The sequence below is a fragment of the Prosthecobacter sp. genome (assembly GCF_044222565.1).
Lineage (GTDB): Bacteria > Verrucomicrobiota > Verrucomicrobiia > Verrucomicrobiales > Verrucomicrobiaceae > Prosthecobacter.
The window spans coordinates 76,120-93,413 of sequence record NZ_JBGANA010000001.1 but is presented as its reverse complement, the minus strand read 5'-3'; the positions used below and the strand labels follow the sequence as shown (position 1 = coordinate 93,413).

The window sequence follows — 17,294 nt, the reverse complement described above, 5'->3', positions numbered from 1 at the left end:
GGATCGCTTTTTGGCTCCGCCACCCAGGAAGCTTGTTCAAACGGACTGACGGCGGTACCGTGCTGCCTGCGGATGGGTGGAAACAGGGACGTGGTCTTCGAGTCCAGCGATGATGAGTTCGCGATTTTCAATCTTCCACTCCTGCACCATTTCCTCGAGTTTCTTGATGACCGTATGATCGACCAGATCGGTGTCTGAGAGATCGACTTTCACCCTGGCATGGTCATTGAGTGAGTAAAGATGGTTGCGGAGGCCAAGCCAGTTGCTGAAAATGGCTGTTTTTTTGACGTGCATGACGGGGTGGTCCCCATCTTCCATGATCTCGGCATGTGGGATGAAGAGGTTGCCAAAGGACGTGCCGCTGATGACATGCTGCAAAAGTTTCACGACGATGCCCGTTGCTATGCCAATCAGCAGATCGGTGGCGAGGGTTACACTCAAAGTAACGACGAATACGATCAGCTGACCTCTGCCCACCTCCCACATGTGATGAAATTCTTTTGGGGATGCCAGATTATAGCCGGTGAAGACAAGCATGCCTGCCAGCGCAGCGAGCGGAATGTTGTTCAGCAGCCAGGGCACACTGGCCACGAGAAAGAGCAGGAACGTGCCATGCCAGAAGTTGGCCCAGCGGGTACGGGCGCCATTGTTGCGGTTGGCGGAGGAGCGGACGATTTCTGATATCATCGGCAGGCCGCCGATGAAGGAGGCCAAAGTATTCGCGAGGCCAATGGCGAGCAGATCGCGGTTCAAATTCGTGCGGCGCTTCCAGGGATCAAGCAGATCGACGGCCTTGGCGCTGAGCAGTGACTCAAGGCTTCCGATGAGGCAGAACATGACGATCCATTTGATGCTGGCACCGGATGTGATGGCGGAAAAATCCGGGAATTTGATGCCATCAAGAATGTTGAGCGGCAGGTTGACCAGCTTGTCCGGACCTACTTCAAAGGAGTGGCTTTGGAACTGGTAGATGTGTTTGTGGCCAATGTCGAAATAGAACGAAAGCGGAACTGCGACCAGGAGGACAATCAGGGGGCCCGGGACGGTTTGAACAAATTTGTTTTTGATCAACATTCGCCCGAACAAAATCACCAGGGCGATCCCGCCAATCAGGGCAATCACAGGGTTCATGTGAATGAAGCTGTCTGGGATTTCTGCGAGCAATTCCAGCGGCTCTTTCGCGTGGACGGCCACTCCCAGGGCAATGTGAATCTGCTTGGAAATGATGATGATTCCGATGGCCGCGAGCATGCCATGCACCGCCGCCACAGGGAAAAATTCACCCAGAGTTCCGAGCTTGAAAGAGCCAAAGATGATTTGAAGGCACCCCGAGACCACGCCGACCGCCAGCATCTTTTCATAGCCCAGTTCGCTGACCGAGCCCAGCACAATGGCTATCATGCCAGCCGCCGGCCCTTTGATGGTCAGCTCAGAGTTGCTCAGGAAGGGGGTGAGCATGCCGCCGATCACTGCTGTAAAAATTCCCGCGATGGCCGGGCAGCCGCTGGCTTTGGCAATGCCAAGGCACAGTGGAAGAGCAATCAAGAAGACCAGAAAACCAGAGAGGATGTCTTTGCCGAAATAAGCTTTGAAGCCGGCGAAGTTGCCTGCTGGCACGGGGCCTTCGGGTTTTGAAGCGGTAGCGGGTGTGGACATGCGGTCGTTTGAATTACTGAAGGAAATGGATGCAGTGCGTCATGAGGGGGAAGTCTGTTCTAAAAAGGGCTCTTGCCTTGCAACGCACCTGCTGTGGCGAGAGATAGGCCAGTGTGGTGTGTGTCGGGGTGTAGCCAAGCACATCCAACTCAAACTCATACATGACCCACCACAACGAGCCTGACCTTCGCGACACCGTTTTGCAACTTCTTACTACTCAAGGCTCCTCAAAACTCGACGAATGTCTCTCCCTGCTGTTCCAGGAGGCCATGGAAAATCATCCTTGGGTCGGTGTGGCCACGGCTTTCAATGCCATCAATCGGATGCGTCTTTTCAGCATTCTCTTTTCGAATTGCTGCCCAAGCATGTGACCGACATTTCGGATGCTCCGCCGCACGTGCTCCGGGGGCTTACCATCTGCGTCGTTTTCTCCGGCTGTCCTCCGCCAAGAGCCCAGGCCGCTGGAAAAACAACTGGGACATCTTAAAGGCGTCAGCATAGTGGTCCGCACCTCGCGAAGCGCGCCGAAGGCAATCTTCTGTGCGGCTCGAGCTGCCCAAAAACTTCTTTCCTCCAAAACTCCGCGCAATGTCCCGCAATCTTGCGCTAAAACTTCCCCTTCACGCCAGGGCCCTCCGCTTCACCCAGAGGCTGTTCCGAGAGCGAAAAGCAAGTCACGCGCACAGGTGCCCCCCCGCGCCCCCACGCTCCGGCTCTGAATACCCCTTGATCAAGGGATGGCGCTTCAACCCTGTCCGCTTTATATAGGCTTTTGATCTTCGATGAGCACCCGCACCCATGCCAGCACCTGTGGCTGTCAAGACTCCAGGCAGGAGACTCAGCCGGCTGAGGGGCGGCTTGAGCATCTCCGCCGGGTGGTGGATCATGCGGCTCATTTCCTGCCCATTCAGGGCCCTTTGGGGGTGTTCATTCATTACAACACCCTTCTCTCTCTCCAGCACCGCAAATTTGAAGAGGCGGTCATCGAGGGCGGAAACCTCTTCAAAGCCGAGCCCTTCCTCTCCGAGGAAACCTATCAGACAGACCGCGCCAGAGGCCGCATTCTCGATGAAGACATCGACGCTGTCCTCGCCCGCGAGCCCGATACCGAAATCCTCCCCGGCAGGCTCACTCGGCATCAGCTCCGCCGTGCCATGCTCACACCCGGTGTGCGCCGCGTAAATGGCATCAATATCTCCTGGCAGTTGGAGGAGGGCGGCTGGCTGGATGCCTTCCGTGATGATCTTCCCCCGGCTTCCGCCTCCGCATTGCGTGGGGACTCCCCCCAGGCGCTCTGGTCGGCATGCCTCGCCCGGGTCAAGCCTCAGCCCGCTCCACCTGCAGCGCCGCCAAAACGTCCGCGCGATGTCGTGCTCGCACAGCGGGGCATCGACTTGGATGCGCTCATCCACCCGCCGCTCATCCGCCTCACCGCCGCCTATCTTGATCAAGGCATCGCCTACTGGCCCATGCCGCATCGCGACAAAGGCCTCCTCCGCGCCGCGCGCTTGATCATGCCTCAGGCATTTGCCATCTTCCCGGCCCATCTCAGTGGCGTGCATGCTGAGTTCTTGCGCCAGGAGGCGGCCAATATGGACGCGGATGCCGTCGTTCTGGAGGCCCTCGCCCGGCTCGATGTGCCCTTCGCACAGTGGCAGGAGTTTCTCACCGAGGAGCTACTCGCTTTGCGGGGGTGGGCGGCCATGATTCGCATGCTTGAGCAGGATCCCTCGCTGGCTCCGCATGATCGTGTGCGCTGCTCCGTCATGGAGTTTCTCGCGCTCCGTCTCACCTACACCATCGCGGCTCTCACCCACGTCGCGGGAGACACCGCCGCATGGCGTTCCACCCTTGTTCCAGTCCCACGCTTTGATCCTCTGACCCATACGGCCCGTGTGTTTGATGTGGCTCAGCTCCTCGGCATCAGCAGCCATGACTTGATGGCTTTTTCAGAGGAGGAAATAGCCCGTCTCGCGCAGGAAATCCTCGCGTGTCATGAGATCGAGCGCCGGCTTCTGCTGCATCTAGCCTATGAGCGTCGCCATGAGCGTCGCGTGCTCATTCCGCTCGCCAGGCATCGCAACATGCCCAGCGTCTTTCCGCATAGCAGCCGCCTCGTTGCTCAAGTGATCTTCTGCATGGACGACCGTGAGGAATCCATGCGCCGTGCGCTGGAAGAGGTGGATCCCGCCATCGAGACGGTCGGCGTCGCGGGCTTCTTCGGCGTGGCCATCCATTATGCCGGCATCGATGACCCATGCGGCGTCTCCTACTGCCCCGTGGTGATTGATCCCACGCATTCCGTGCGCGAGGTCCCGGTGCAGGATCAGGCTCATGTGCACAAGCAGCGCCAGGGGCTGCGCCGGGCATGGGCTGGCGTGGTGCGCCATGGCTTCATCTCCTCGCGCACCCTCGTGCGCGGCTGGGTCAGCACGGCCTGCCTCGGCTTCCTCAGCCTCTTCCCGCTGGCGCTGCGTGTGCTCACTCCGCTGTCTTATGGCCGCTTGATCAAATGGCTCAACCGCTCCTTCCTGCCGGCGCCCAGGACCGAGTTTGCCTTCATGAGCGACGACACTGCCTCGCGCGGTGCCACCACCGGGCTCATGACCGGCATCACCATCCAGCAGCAGGCTGACTGTGTTTATGCGGTGCTTGGGCCCGCAGGTCTTCACAAGGGGCATGCCAGGTTGGTCGTCATCCTGGGCCATGGCTCCACCAGCCTCAACAACCCCTACGAGTCCGCCTACTGCTGCCAGGCCTGCGGTGGCCACAGTGGCGCGCCCAACGCACGCCTCTTTGCCATCATGGCCAACCGCCCCGCCGTTCGCGAGGCTCTGCGCGCCAGAGGCGTCATCATTCCTGAAGACACCTGGTTTCTGGGCGGTTATCACGACACCTGCAGCGAAGACATCCACTTCTTCGACCTGGATCTTCTGCCGGAGACTCATCACGGCGATCTCCTGCGCGTCCATCAGTCGCTGGACAAGGCGCGCGCCCTCAATGCCCATGAACGCTCACGCCGTTTCGCGGCGGCAGGGCATGACATCACTCCAGACTCAAGCCTGCGGCATGTTCAGGAGCGCGCCGAGCACATCGGCGAGCCCCGGCCGGAGTACGGCCACTGCACCAATGCCGTTACCTTCGTCGGACGGCGGGAGATCACCAAAGGACTGTTCATGGACCGCCGCGCCTTCCTTGTCTCCTACGACGCCACCAAAGACCCCGGCGATGAAGGGCTCGCGCATGCGGTTGGTGCGGCGCTTCCCGTCTGCTGCAGCATCAATCTCGATTACTACTTCTCCACTGTGGACAATGAGATTTACGGCAGCGGAACCAAGCTCCCTCACAACATCAACGGCCTCCTCGGCGTGATGAACGGTTACCAGAGCGACTTGCGCACAGGTCTGCCCTCGCAGGCAGTTGAAATCCATGAGCCGGTGCGCGTGCTCTTCATTGTCGAAACCACACCTGCCCGTCTCATGAAAGTCATCCGCGCCTCTCATGAGCTCAGCGAAATCGTGAGCAACCAGTGGATCCGCATCGCCACCATGGACCCGGATGATGGCCACGTGGAGGTTTACCGCGAGGGTGTCTTCAAAAAGCTGGAGGGAAATGAAGAGCCGCTTCCCGTGGCTTCCAGCTCACAGGCCTGGTATCGCGGTAAAAGGGAGCACCTCCCTCTGGCTCGAATCGACCCCCGCGCTGCGTAACCCTTCCTTTGCCACATCTCGCCTTTGTTCATGCCTCTCCAAACCCTGATCCCGCTTCTCATCGCCACGCCCGGTGCGCTCTTCCTCGGGCTGAGCCTTGTCTGGCTGCTGGGTGGTGCTGTCACGGAACGCGTCATGGCGTGGATCACCAAGTCGGCTTACTCGCTTCTCGCCATCCTGGCGGTGGGAATCGGTTTCTCCATGAATTCTCATGGGATTCATTCCATGCAGGTGAACGTGGGAGATTGGTTCACGGTGGGTCATTATGGCTATCCGCTTTCGCTTCTGGTGGACGATCTCTCCCTGCCGCTTGTGGGCCTGACCGTGGCGCTGGTCAGCATCGTTGCCTTCTTTTCCGTGCGCTACCTGCATCGGGATCCGGGCTTCCTCCGCTTCTTCCTGCTGCTGCATCTCTTCACCTTTGGCGCGCTGCTCGTCTTCACCGCAGACTCGCTGGACCTCCTCATTGTCGGCTGGGAAACCGTGGCCATCACCTCGGTGCTCCTCGTGGGATTCTTCCAGTATCGGCCTGAACCCGTGCGCAATGCCCTCTGGGTCTTTGCCTCCTACCGTGTCGCGGATTTGTTCATGCTCATGGCCATCTTCCTGGCCCACCACTGGTTCGGCACCACCTCATGGGCGGGCTTGCTCGGCGCTGAGGGTGCCCACAGCATCCATGGCACGGTCGTCGCCGTGCTGCTTGTGATCGCCGCCGGCGGAAAATCTTCGCAAGGTCCGTTCTGGGGCTGGCTGCCTCGGGCCATGGAGGGGCCCACCCCTTCCAGCGCCGTGTTCTATGGGGCCATCTCCATCCACACCGGCGCCTACCTGCTGCTGCGCATCGAGCCTCTCATCCGTCATTCATGGATCGCCATCGGGCTCATCATCATCACCGGTCTCGCCACCGCCTTCCTCGGCACCCTCGTCCATCGCACCTGTGCCGATGCCAAGACCTCGCTCGCCTATGCCGCCCAGACTCAGATCGGCCTCATCTTTGTCGAGATCGGCCTCGGCTGGACCACCTTCGCTCTCATTCACCTCCTCAGTCATGCCACGCTGCGCACCCTCCAGTTCCTGCGCACGCCATCCATGCTGCGAGACTACCACCGCGTTCATGCCGCAGCCGGCGGCAGGTTCACCCCCACCGGCAGCCACTACGAATCCCTGCTGCCTCAGTCCGTGCAGGTCTGGCTCTACCGCCTGGCATTGGGACGCGGATTTTATGATGCGATCGTGGACCGCTGGATCGTCGCTCCTGTTCAGGCGCTGGCTCGCTGGCTCGCCATATTCGAACCCCGCACGCCTCTGGAAAAGGCGGACGACCGCTGATCCCGGACCCGCTTCATGAGTCACCTTTCACTGCCATATCTCACTCTCGCCCTGGCTTCATTGCTGGGCGGAGTTCTGGCATCGTGGAAAGCCACCCGGCCTCGCCGCACCGCAGTTGCCGCAGCAGTGCTGGCCTTTGTTTCCTTTCTCGCTGCCGCGCATGAAGCTGGTGCGGGCATCCTGCACGATCCTCTGCTGCCCTTCTTAAAGGCCGACGGGCTTAATGCCGTGCCCATGGCCTTCTACGCCGCGCTGACCCTCCTCGTGATCGTCCTGGCTCCTCGGCGAGATACCTCGGCCCGGGCTCCTGCCGGCATGCTGCTCATCTCCCTTTCCGTGCAGACTGCCTACGCCGCCGCCTCCTGGGTTCCCATGGTCGCTGGCTGGTGGCTTTCCTGCCTGCCGTTTGCATTAGGCATGTTCGGCAGTCAGCGCGAGACCCGTCTCACCGTCGGCATTCGCCTTGCCAGTTGCTTCGCCCTGACTGTCGCCGTGATTTTTTGGAGCGCTCCCTCATCCGCCGGTTTTGCCAAATATGGTACACTTGGGTGCCTCTTTTTCATCATCGCAGTGGTCTGTCGCAAGGGCCTTTTCCCCCTCCACGCTGGCGTTGTACATGCCTTTGAGCACGGCCCTCTCCTGCCCAAGGCCCTGCTTTTCAACGGCCACCTCGGCGTCGTGCTCGTGGCGCGCGCTGAGGTGGCTTCTCTCTCTGAGTCCGCACACCATGCCTTCGAATTCCTCAGCATGGCAGCCGTTGCCACCGTGGGCATCGCCAGTCTGCGCGCCTTCGCTGAAAGCAAGCCCCGTCGTCTTCTTGCGTTTCTTTGCATCAGCCAGGCTAGCTTCATGCTGGCGGGCATCACCAGCACCAACATCGAAGGTGTCACCGGTGCGCTCACGCACTGGCTGGTGGTGGCCTCTGCCTCCACAGGACTCATTTGCATCGTTCGTGCGCTGGAGGTACGCGTCAGCAGCACAGAAGACCCTTTGATGCATCTCGGACTTGCCGCCAAAGCGCCACGTCTTGCCACCTTCTTCCTCATTTGCGGCCTCGCTCTCGTCGGTCTTCCCGGCACGCTGGGCTACTGCGCCGAGGAGCTCATCTTCCACGGCATGCTGCAAAACCACCTCAGCGCCGGCATCGTGCTGCTCATTGCCACTGTCTTCAATGCCATCAACCTGCTGCGCTTGTACAACACCCTCTTTCTCGGCGTGCTGCCAAAACACGTCATCAACATCCCCGATGCCCTGCCTCGCGAGCGCTGGCCTCTGACAGCCTGCATCCTCTTTCTGGTCTTGGGTGGCCTCATGCCACGGGTGGTCATCGGCTGGCGCTCAGATGCCGCAAACAGCATTGAAAAGGCGCTTCCTGCTGCTTCTGCTCACTGAGACTCCTCATTCCACCACTGCAGCAGCATCTGCCGCGCACGATAGATTCTGCCTTCCGTGCCGCGCACGGAGCAGTTCAGCACCTGTGCGCACTCTTCATGGCTGAGTCCTTCCATGGCGGAGAGCATCAGTGCGGCGCGCAGCTTTTCCGGAAGCAGGGCCAGGCCGCGTTCGAGCTTTTGCATCTCGCTGCGCCATTCCGCATTCGCATCTGGAGCATTCTGGGGACAGGCAGGCTGTTCTTCGAGGTGGTCGATCGTCGTGGTGCTCTCGCGCTGTCTTGCGCTGCGTGATTTGGCGCGGTCACGGCACAGATTCAGGGCGATCTGATACAGCCATGTGGAAAGCCGGGCCCGCCCCTCAAACTCCGGCAGCGCCTGCCACGCGCGCACAAACACATCCTGGCAGACTTCACGCGCATCCTCCACACAGCGCAGCCAGCGGCAGCAGAAGCCGAAGAGCTTTTCCTCATGCTGCCGCACGATCCACTCAAAGGCCGCCATGTCCCCCGCCTGAGCGGCGCGGACGTGCAGCGCCTCCGCTGAATCATCAGCGGCTGCTGCTGCCTGCGGCGCCAGCATGGCGTCAATCGCGGGTGAGGCTGTCATGGGTCCACTCGAGAAGTTTGCCGGCCTGCGCGGGCCGCAGGTAGCGTTTCATCACAAAGAAATGCTCCAGCGTGGCACGCTGCAGCGCGCCCTGGGCTTTGTTCAGCCGGTCCAGAGCTGCATTCATCGCGGCTTCATCCACCTTTGGTTCACGGATGGTCTGTGCCAGCGCCACATCCGCCTGCCGGATCTCCTCCTTCAATTTCAGTCGCAGCTTCTCAAACTCATCTTCAAGCGGCGCGAGCTTTTCATGTTGTTCCGGAGTAATGTCGAGGTGCTCATGCATCCACGCATGCAGATCCGTTGGTGCGTGATCGTGCGCATGGCTTTCACCATGTCGGTGCAGGAACCAGTCCGTGACCAGCCATGCGGTGCCTCCTGCCAGTGTGGCGGAGAAAAACACCGAGATGAGCATCCATTTCAGACGCGAGCTCATTGGGGCCCTCCCGTGCGGAAAAGCTCCATGGCAGGCGGCGTGGTGTGCGTGGTGTCCCGGGATGCCAGAACCCAGCCGATCATGCCAGCGGTGATGATGCCGGACGCAGCGGCCAGAATCAGCAGCCATTGTACAAACGAGCGCCAGCGGCGCTCGCGGCCGTCGTCCTTCCGGACCCGGGCCATGATCGCCTCCTGCAATGTCACGGGTGCCCCCGCCGGAGGGGCGGTGGCGGCATGTTTGAGCATGCGGCTTAGATCCGAATGGTTCATGGCGTGCGATCTATGCACAAAGAATCGCAATATTTGAATCTTTTTCTCACATTGACGGTCTAAAACACCAACAACCCAGCAGGCCATGAACACGCAGCTCCAGCTTCCCTTCCGGGGATGGAGTCGTGCCGAAGAGGGAGCCAGGCACGGCTCAGGGGGTGGCAAAGCACCCCGGATCGGTTTGGTTCTCTCCAGTGGCGGCGCACGCGGTCTGGCCCATGTGGGCGTGATCCGTGTGCTGGAAGAGGCAGGTGTACCCATCACCGCTATCGCAGGTTGCAGCATGGGGGCTTATGTAGGCAGCCTGTGGGCGTCAGGTCTCAGTGGCGCGGATTTGGAGGAGCGCGCCCGGGAGATCAAGGACCGGCCCACCCTCAAAGCCCTCATGGACTTTAACATCCCTCCCTCGGAGGGGCTGATCCGCGGTGAAAAACTGCGCAAGCATCTGGAGCGGGATCTCGGGGACAAGACTTTCGCCGATCTCGAGAAGCCTCTGCTGGTGGTCGCCACGGACCTGGACCGGCTCACTCCGTATGTTTTTGACTCCGGCATTGTCTCGCATGCGGTGCATGCCAGTTCAGCCATCCCGGCGGTGTGCGCCCCGGTCAGGCTCAACAACCGCCGCTACACCGATGGCGGAGTTTCCGAGCCGCTGCCCGTCACGCTGCTCAAAAAACGCTTCAATCTCGATGCCATCATCGCCGTCAATGTCATGCCGACTCCGGCAGATGTGGCGTCCGGAGGCGACCAAGCTTTCATCCACGATGACAAACCCGCGGCCCGCGCCTATTCGCGCATCTTCCGGTCCTTCTGGCAGAAGGTGAACCTGCTCGCCGACGGCAATGTGCTGGACACTTTCCGCCGGGCCCTGATGGCGGCTCAGCTGCACCTCATCGCGAAGGAAGAAGCCGCGGCGGATGTGGTCATTCATCCACGTTTTGCCAGCTCGACGTGGCATGACTACGAACATTTTGAGCAGTACCTGCAGGCAGGTCGTGAGGCGGCGCTCGCCGCGCTCCCTGCCATCCGCGCACTGCTTCAGACCGACAGCAACCTCAACCAGGAGACAATCAGCCATGAAATTTCTCCATCACATGCCCGACTGGAACGACACGCCGCATGAGGCGTGGCGTGAGTGGCAGCTCAAGGAGCTGCGCCATTATCTGCAGCACCGCGTCATTCCCTTCAGCCCCCACTACCGCCGCTTCTTTGGCGAGCACGCCATCGATCCGCGGGACATCCGGTCGTATGAAGACTGGAGCCGCGTGCCCTTCACTTCAAAAAAGGATCTCGTCAATCCGCGTGACTTTGTGCTCGTGCCCGAGGAGGCCGTGCTGCGCCGCGAGCCTGGCATGCTCGGCACTGCGCTGCTGCACGGTCGCGCTGCGGCCAAGGAAAAGGCGGAGGCAGAGTTCCGTCCCATTCTCCTGACCAGCACCACGGGCCGTTCGTCTGACCCGGTGCCGTTTCTCTACACCAAGCACGACCTGCACAATCTCGACATCAGCGGCAGCCGTCTCATGCTGGCCGGTCGCTCACAGAAGGATTTCAAGCACATCAACCTCTTTCCTTATGCGCCGCACCTTGCCTTCTGGCTCGCTCATCATGCGGGCCTCGGCTTTGGCACCTTCATGCTCAGCACGGGTGGTGGCAAGACCCTCGGCACCGAAGGCAACATCAAGCTGATCGACAAGATCCAGCCGGACATCCTCATCGGCATGCCCACCTTTATGTACCATGTGCTGCGGGAAGCCTATGAAACCGGCAGGCAGTGGCCCAATCTGAAACGCATTGTTCTCGGCGGTGAAAAAGTCGCGGATGGTCTGCGTGCGCGCCTCCTCGAGCTCACCTCCCTGCTGGGCAGTCCTGATGCCCATGTGATGGCCACCTACGGTTTCACCGAGGCCAAGATGGCGTTCCCTGAATGCGTCGGGCATTCGAACGATGCCAGCGGTTATCACCTCAGTCCGGACCTTGGCATGGTGGAGCTGGTGGACCCCAAAACTGGTGTCGTCGTACCTGACGGCCAGGCCGGTGAGATCGTTTTCACGCCCCTGAACGCCCGCGGCACCGTCGTGCTGCGGTACCGCACCGGAGACATTGCCGAAGGCGGCATGACCTGGGAAAAATGCCCCAACTGCGGCCGCACCTGCCCGCGTCTGCTTGGACCCATCTCGCGTGTCAGCGAAGTCCGCGAGCTGCATGTGGACAAGCTGAAGGGCACGCTGGTGAACTTTAACCTGCTCGAGCATCTGCTGGACGATCAGAAGGGCATCGCCGCCTGGCAGATCGAACTCCGCAAGCGCCATGACGACCCGCTCGACACGGACGAAGTGCATCTGCACCTCACTGCGGAACCCGGAGTGCGCGAGTCCGAGCTCCAGCTGGCTGTTTCCCGCCGCTTTCATGAGGCCACGGAGATCACTCCGAACGGACTGCACTTCCATCCGCTGGCCGAACTCCGTGAGCAGCTCGGCATCGGCCGCCTGCTGAAAGAGGAAAAGCTCGTCGATCACCGCCCCAAACATCAACCCGCCGCATCCCATGTGGCACTCAGCTCTTAAAGCCATGAAAACGCCTTCTCTCGTCATCGTTGCCGCAGCCCGCACGCCGTTCTCTCGTGCAGGCTCGGATCTTGCTTCCCTGGACGCCGTGGATCTGGGCCGGCATGCCGTCTCGGCTCTGCTCACACGCACGGGCATCGATCCCATGCTGGTGGATGAAACCATTCTCGGCTGCGTGGGCCAGCCGCCGGAAGCCATGAACATCGCCCGTGTCATCGCCCTGCGCGCAGGCCTGCCGGAGTCGAAGCCCGCCATGACCGTGCACCGCAACTGCGCCTCCGGTCTGGAGGCCCTCACTCTCGCGCATGCCAAGATGTGCGCGGGGCAGGGGGAGGTTTTTGTGGTCGGGGGCACGGAAAGCATGAGCAACATGCCCTTCTATTTTTCCCGTCCCGCGGTGGAAAAATTCACCGCCATGAACCGCGCCCGCGACTTCGGCGGCCGCGCCAAGGCAGCTCTGCACTTCCGCCCCTCGGACTTTGCTCCTGTCATTGGACTTAAGCTCGGTCTCACCGACCCCGTCTCCAGTTTGAACATGGGGCAGACCGCCGAGGTGCTCGCACGTGAGTTCGGCATCACTCGGGAAATGCAGGACGTCTTTGCCATGCGCAGCCATCTGCGCGCCACGCAGGCAAACCACCTGCTCAACCAGGAAATCGCACCGGTGCTGGGCAAGCATGTGGTGGACGCGGACAACGGCATTCGCCCCGACTCCAGCCTCGAAAAACTCGGCAAGCTCAAGCCTCTTTTTGACACCGTCACCGGCAGCGTCACCGCTGGCAACTCCAGCCAGATCACCGATGGCGCGGTGGCGCTCCTCGTTGCCACGGAAGAAGCCGCGGCAGCACACAACTGGAAGCCGCTGGGCCGTCTGGTCAGCTATGCAGCCACCGGCTGCGACCCCGCACGCATGGGCCTCGGCCCGGTGCGCGCGCTGGATGCCGCGCTGCACCGCAGCGGATGGAAGCTGGACGATGCGGACGTCTTCGAAATCAACGAAGCCTTTGCCGCCCAGGTGCTCGCCGTCATGAAGTGCCTCTCCGATCCCGCCAGCGCCCGCCGCGCCGGCTTGGAGGCCCCGCTCGGCGAACTCGATCCCGCCAAGGTCAACGCCTGCGGCGGTGCCATCGCGCTCGGTCACCCGGTGGGTGCCACCGGAGCACGCCTGGTTCAGACCGCCCTCAATCAACTGCAGGCCAATGACGGCAAACGCGCCGTGGTGAGCCTCTGCGTTGGTGGTGGTCAGGGCATGGCGGCGTGCCTGGAAGCCTTATGAATATAAAGCACAAAACTTTCATCCAACTAAAAGCCATGAAAACGTTCTTCACCAGCTGCCCCGCCATCATTCATGATCCCCCTCATGTCCTGGCGGACATCATTCATCAAGGTCATCCTGTATCGCCGAAACATTTTCGGCATGAAATCGATCACGATGGCATCGCCTGGATTACTTTCGACTCCCCCAAGTCTTCCGCAAACGTTTGGAATGAGGAGACACTGCGCGAGTTTAATCACCTTCTGGAAACCATCGAGCATGACACGCGTGTGAAGGCGCTGGTGCTGCGCAGCGCCAAGGACCGTATCTTCATCGCAGGGGCCGACATCAAGGCCATCCGCAACATGCAAAATGTTCGGGTGAATGAACTCATCTGGCTCGGACAGGCGGTGTTTGACCGCCTCGCACGCCTGCGGGTGCCGAAGGTGGCCGCGATCCACGGAGCCTGCATGGGCGGCGGCTTTGAAGTGACCCTCGCCTGTGACTGGCGCATCGCCAGCGACAGTGATAGCACCAAGATCGGCCTGCCCGAAACCCAGCTCGGCATACTTCCGGCATGGGGTGGCTCCACGCGGTTGCCGCGCCTCATCGGTGTGCGCAAGGCGCTCGATCTCATCACCAGCGGCAAGCTGCTCAATGCCAGCGCTGCGAAGCATGCGGGGCTCGTCAGCCACGTGGTGGCGCCGGAACGTCTGGAACTGCTGGCCCGCAGCCTGGTGCGGAAGAAGAAGCCGACGCCACGCTTTCGTTTCGAGAATCTGCTCTCCCCGATCGTGGGCATGCTGGCCGAGCGCAAGGTGCAGGAAAAGACGCGCGGTCTTTACCCTTCGGTGACGAAGGCGGTCGAAGTCGTCACCGAGGCGGTGCATGGAGACGTGGAAAACGGCCTGCAGCTGGAACGAAATGCCGTGGCCGAACTGATCAAGAGCCACGACTCGGCCCGGTTGATCGATCTTTTTTTCAAGCGCGAAGAAGCTAACAAACGTCCTGCCTCCGGCGGGACCGCCCTGCCCATCCATGACGCCACCGTCATTGGTGCCGGTGTGATGGGCGCTGGCATCGCGCATACACTCGCTTCGCGTGGCGTCCGTGTTCTCATGACGGACGTCTCCAACGACAGCCTCGCGCGTGGACTGGAACGGATTCATGGCCTCGTTTCAGACGCCACGCGCCGCAGGCTGGTGACGAAAGTGCAGGCCCGCGACACGCTGGACCGCATCAGCACCACGCACGTCCCGGTGCCCTTGAACCGCCATCATCTCATCATTGAGGCGGCCACCGAGAGCATGGAGCTGAAAAAGAAAATCTTCGCCGACCTCGCCGCCCGTGTTTCGGCAGACACCATCCTGGCCACCAATACCAGCGCGCTTTCCGTGGCTGAGCTGGCGCGCACAGTGCCGCATCCGGAGCGCGTCATCGGCCTGCATTTCTTCAATCCCGTGCACCGCATGCCGCTGGTGGAGATCATCACCCTGCCCGAGACATCTGCGGACGTGCTGGCCACGGCGGTCAGTTTTGTGCAGAAGCTCGGGAAGACTCCCGTGGTCGTCAAAGACAGCCCCGGATTCCTGGTGAACCGAATCCTGGTGCCCTACCTGATGGAAGCCGTGCGCCTGCATGAAGGAGGCATTCCTGTGAAAGACATTGACGAAGCCATGCTCGAGTTCGGCATGCCCATGGGGCCCATGCGTTTGCTCGATGAAATCGGTCTCGACGTGGCCGCGCATGTGGCCAAAACGCTGGCCGATGCCTTCCCGGATCGATTCCCCCATACCGATGCGCTGGACAAGCTCGTCAGCGCCGGACATCTCGGGAAAAAATCGGGCCAGGGTTTCTATCGCTACGAGAAAGGCCATGAGATAGCGGACACCACGCACTCGGATCTGCCAAGGCACGAAAGCATCCAGACCAACCTGGCGCTGCTGATCAGTCAGGAAGCCATGCGCTGCCTCAAGGAAGGCATCGCCCGCAACGCCTATGACATCGATCTCGCGATGGTCCTCGGCACCGGCTACCCGCCCTTCCGCGGCGGCCCCATCACTTTCGCCCGGGATACGGGCATCATTGATTATTAAAACACACACACTCAGCAGGAGCATTCAGGCCATGAAAACGACTCTTGAAGAAAACAACCACGAAGGAAAAACCCTCATCGACACTTCCCGCATGAATGCGGGCCAGCGTGCCGCCCTCGAAATGGCGGAAGCAGCACGTGACGAACGCCGCAACACCGGGATCGCCGCCGGCATCTTCTTTGGCGAACCCAACTTTAACCAGATGCTGCCGTTCCCAAAGCAGAGCGTGGAAGACCACGACCAGGGAGACGCCTTCCTGCACCGGCTCGAACACGTGCTCGATCAATACGCCGACCCGGATGAGATCGACGCCACCGGTGAGATTTCAGACCAACTCCTTGGCGAGCTGGCGCGCATCGGCGCCTTCGGCATCAAGATCCCCGTCCGCTATGGCGGGCTTGGTCTGTCGCAGACCAACTACTCACGCGCGGCCATGCTTCTCGGCAGCCGTTGCGGCAATCTCGCCGCACTCCTTTCCGCACATCAGTCCATCGGCGCGCCACAGCCGCTCATTCTCTTCGGCACCGAAGAGCAGAAGGCCAAATACCTGCCACGATGCGCCAAAGGCGAGATCAGTGCCTTTGCCCTGACCGAAAACGAGGTGGGGTCTGACCCTGCTCGGATGAAGACAGAAGCCAGGCTGGATGCTGATGGCGAGCACTACATCCTCACGGGTGAAAAGCTGTGGTGCACGAACGGCACCAAGGCTGGGATGATCGTGGTGATGGCGAAGACTCCCACGCCGGAGAAGCCGCATGCCACCACCGCATTCATTGTGGAGACGAGCTGGCCCGGTGTTGAAATCATGCACCGCTGCCGCTTCATGGGGCTCAAGGCGCTCTACAACGGCGTCATCCATTTCGACCATGTGCGCGTGCCCGTGGAGAACGTGCTCGGCGGCGTGGGCCGCGGCCTGAAGGTCGCGCTGACCACGCTGAACACCGGCCGCATCACGCTGCCTGCCGCCTGCACGGGCCTGTCGCAGCGCTGCCTGGACATCAGCAGGCGCTGGGCGCGCTCCCGCGAGCAGTGGGGCCAGCCGATCGGACGCCACGCTGCCATCGCGGACAAGCTCAGCCGCATGGCCGCGGACACCTTTGCCATGGAGAGCATCGTGCGCTACGTGTCCGCTCTGGTGGACCGCGACAAGCATGCCGATGTGCGCCTTGAGGCCGCCATCGGCAAGCTCTGGGGCAGCGAAAAATCCTGGCGCATCATGGACGACACCATGCAGATGCGCGGCGGTCGTGGCTTTGAAACCGCCGCCTCCCTCAAAGCGCGCGGAGACGTGGCCGAGCCTGTAGAGCGCCTCTTCCGTGACGCCCGCATCAACACCATCTTCGAAGGCAGCAGCGAGATCATGCGTCTCTTCATCGCGCGCGAGGCCCTGGAGCCTCATCTCAATCTCGGTGCGGATGCGGTGAACACCACTCTGCCGTGGAAAGTCCGCGCAAAGGCCGCCATGCGCGCCGCCCGCTTTTATGCCACCTGGTATCCGAAGAAATGGCTGCCCATCGGTGCGGGAAAAGCTGCGGAGCTGATGCATCCGTCCCTGCAGTTTGAGCTCGATGCCGTTGCCCGGCTGAGCCGCATGCTGGCGCGCCGCCTGTTTCTGGCCATGGCCATGAACGGTCCCAAACTCGAAAAACGCCAGGTGCTGCTGGGCCATTTTGTGGACGTGGGCGCCGAGCTGTTCGTGTGGGGCTGCGCGCTGGCTCATGCCCAGAGCAAGGTGAATGACTCGTCCATGCCGCAGACGGAAATCGACCGCCTGGTGCGGCTGGTACGCTTCTTTGGCAGCATGACACGGGAGCGCATCGCCACCAGCTTCCGCCATCTCAGGGAGAATCACGACGCCGAGAGCTGGCGGGTCGCTCAGGAGGTGTGAACGCATTTTATGCTGGCCTGAAGGATGCTGATGGAGTTAGAAGGTGGCCGGCTTTTAAAGCCGGTCACATTCATCTCCATCATTCCTT

General features: G+C 61.1%; 13 protein-coding genes. 9 read left to right on the top strand and 4 right to left on the bottom strand.

The genetic code is table 11. The features are described from left to right. Positions 1 to 36 precede the first annotated feature (36 nt). Entirely contained in the window at positions 37 to 1,656 is a 1,620-nt protein-coding gene (locus ACILSR_RS00400; protein ID WP_395747740.1) for a SulP family inorganic anion transporter, read from the bottom strand. Between the two features lie 161 nt (positions 1,657 to 1,817). On the opposite strand from ACILSR_RS00400, the gene ACILSR_RS00395 reads away from it, so the two are divergent. From ACILSR_RS00395 to ACILSR_RS00380, 4 genes are all read left to right on the top strand, one after another. Continuing rightward, on the top strand, positions 1,818 to 2,027 hold the full coding sequence (locus ACILSR_RS00395) for a hypothetical protein (RefSeq protein WP_395747739.1): 210 nt from the start codon (positions 1,818 to 1,820) through the stop codon (positions 2,025 to 2,027). A 411-nt stretch (positions 2,028 to 2,438) separates the two neighbouring features. After that, positions 2,439 to 5,366, top strand: a complete 2,928-nt coding sequence (locus ACILSR_RS00390; RefSeq protein ID WP_395747738.1) for a DUF2309 domain-containing protein — start codon at positions 2,439 to 2,441, stop codon at positions 5,364 to 5,366. 30 nt (positions 5,367 to 5,396) lie between these two features. Further along, positions 5,397 to 6,695, top strand: coding sequence for a proton-conducting transporter membrane subunit (locus ACILSR_RS00385; RefSeq protein WP_395747737.1), 1,299 nt, complete (start codon positions 5,397 to 5,399; stop codon positions 6,693 to 6,695). A 15-nt stretch (positions 6,696 to 6,710) separates the two neighbouring features. Beyond that, positions 6,711 to 8,087 carry a proton-conducting transporter membrane subunit gene (locus tag ACILSR_RS00380; protein ID WP_395747736.1) on the top strand — a complete coding sequence of 459 codons (1,377 nt, stop codon included), beginning with the start codon at positions 6,711 to 6,713 and terminating at the stop codon, positions 8,085 to 8,087. On the opposite strand, the gene ACILSR_RS00375 is transcribed toward ACILSR_RS00380, so the two are convergent. From ACILSR_RS00375 to ACILSR_RS00365, 3 genes are read right to left on the bottom strand one after another with little or no spacing between them, the layout of a single operon-like run. Continuing rightward, positions 8,081 to 8,695 (bottom strand): RNA polymerase sigma factor, encoded by a 615-nt coding sequence (locus tag ACILSR_RS00375; protein WP_395747735.1) that lies wholly within the window; start codon positions 8,693 to 8,695, stop codon positions 8,081 to 8,083. The genes ACILSR_RS00380 and ACILSR_RS00375 overlap by 7 nt on opposite strands. Beyond that, a complete protein-coding gene (locus tag ACILSR_RS00370; protein WP_395747734.1) occupies positions 8,673 to 9,131 on the bottom strand; it encodes a Spy/CpxP family protein refolding chaperone in 459 nt (152 codons plus the stop codon). The genes ACILSR_RS00375 and ACILSR_RS00370 overlap by 23 nt, the downstream gene beginning before the upstream one ends. Continuing rightward, positions 9,128 to 9,403, bottom strand: coding sequence for a hypothetical protein (locus ACILSR_RS00365; RefSeq protein WP_395747733.1), 276 nt, complete (start codon positions 9,401 to 9,403; stop codon positions 9,128 to 9,130). The genes ACILSR_RS00370 and ACILSR_RS00365 overlap by 4 nt, the downstream gene beginning before the upstream one ends. An 85-nt stretch (positions 9,404 to 9,488) precedes the next feature. Here ACILSR_RS00365 and ACILSR_RS00360 point away from each other — a divergent pair, with 85 nt between their 5' ends. The 5 genes from ACILSR_RS00360 to ACILSR_RS00340 are packed head-to-tail and all read left to right on the top strand — an operon-like array spanning position 9,489 to position 17,206. Then, a complete protein-coding gene (locus ACILSR_RS00360; protein ID WP_395747732.1) occupies positions 9,489 to 10,526 on the top strand; it encodes a patatin-like phospholipase family protein in 1,038 nt (345 codons plus the stop codon). Beyond that, positions 10,480 to 11,967 carry a phenylacetate--CoA ligase family protein gene (locus ACILSR_RS00355; RefSeq protein ID WP_395747731.1) on the top strand — a complete coding sequence of 496 codons (1,488 nt, stop codon included), beginning with the start codon at positions 10,480 to 10,482 and terminating at the stop codon, positions 11,965 to 11,967. The genes ACILSR_RS00360 and ACILSR_RS00355 overlap by 47 nt, the downstream gene beginning before the upstream one ends. A 4-nt stretch (positions 11,968 to 11,971) precedes the next feature. After that, the gene (locus ACILSR_RS00350) at positions 11,972 to 13,243 is read left to right on the top strand and encodes a thiolase family protein (protein WP_395747730.1); all 1,272 of its coding nucleotides are present in this window, start codon (positions 11,972 to 11,974) and stop codon (positions 13,241 to 13,243) included. Between the two features lie 35 nt (positions 13,244 to 13,278). Continuing rightward, entirely contained in the window at positions 13,279 to 15,318 is a 2,040-nt protein-coding gene (locus ACILSR_RS00345) for a 3-hydroxyacyl-CoA dehydrogenase NAD-binding domain-containing protein (RefSeq protein ID WP_395747729.1), read from the top strand. A gap of 31 nt (positions 15,319 to 15,349) precedes the next feature. Next, positions 15,350 to 17,206, top strand: coding sequence for an acyl-CoA dehydrogenase family protein (locus ACILSR_RS00340; RefSeq protein WP_395747728.1), 1,857 nt, complete (start codon positions 15,350 to 15,352; stop codon positions 17,204 to 17,206). Positions 17,207 to 17,294 lie beyond the last annotated feature (88 nt).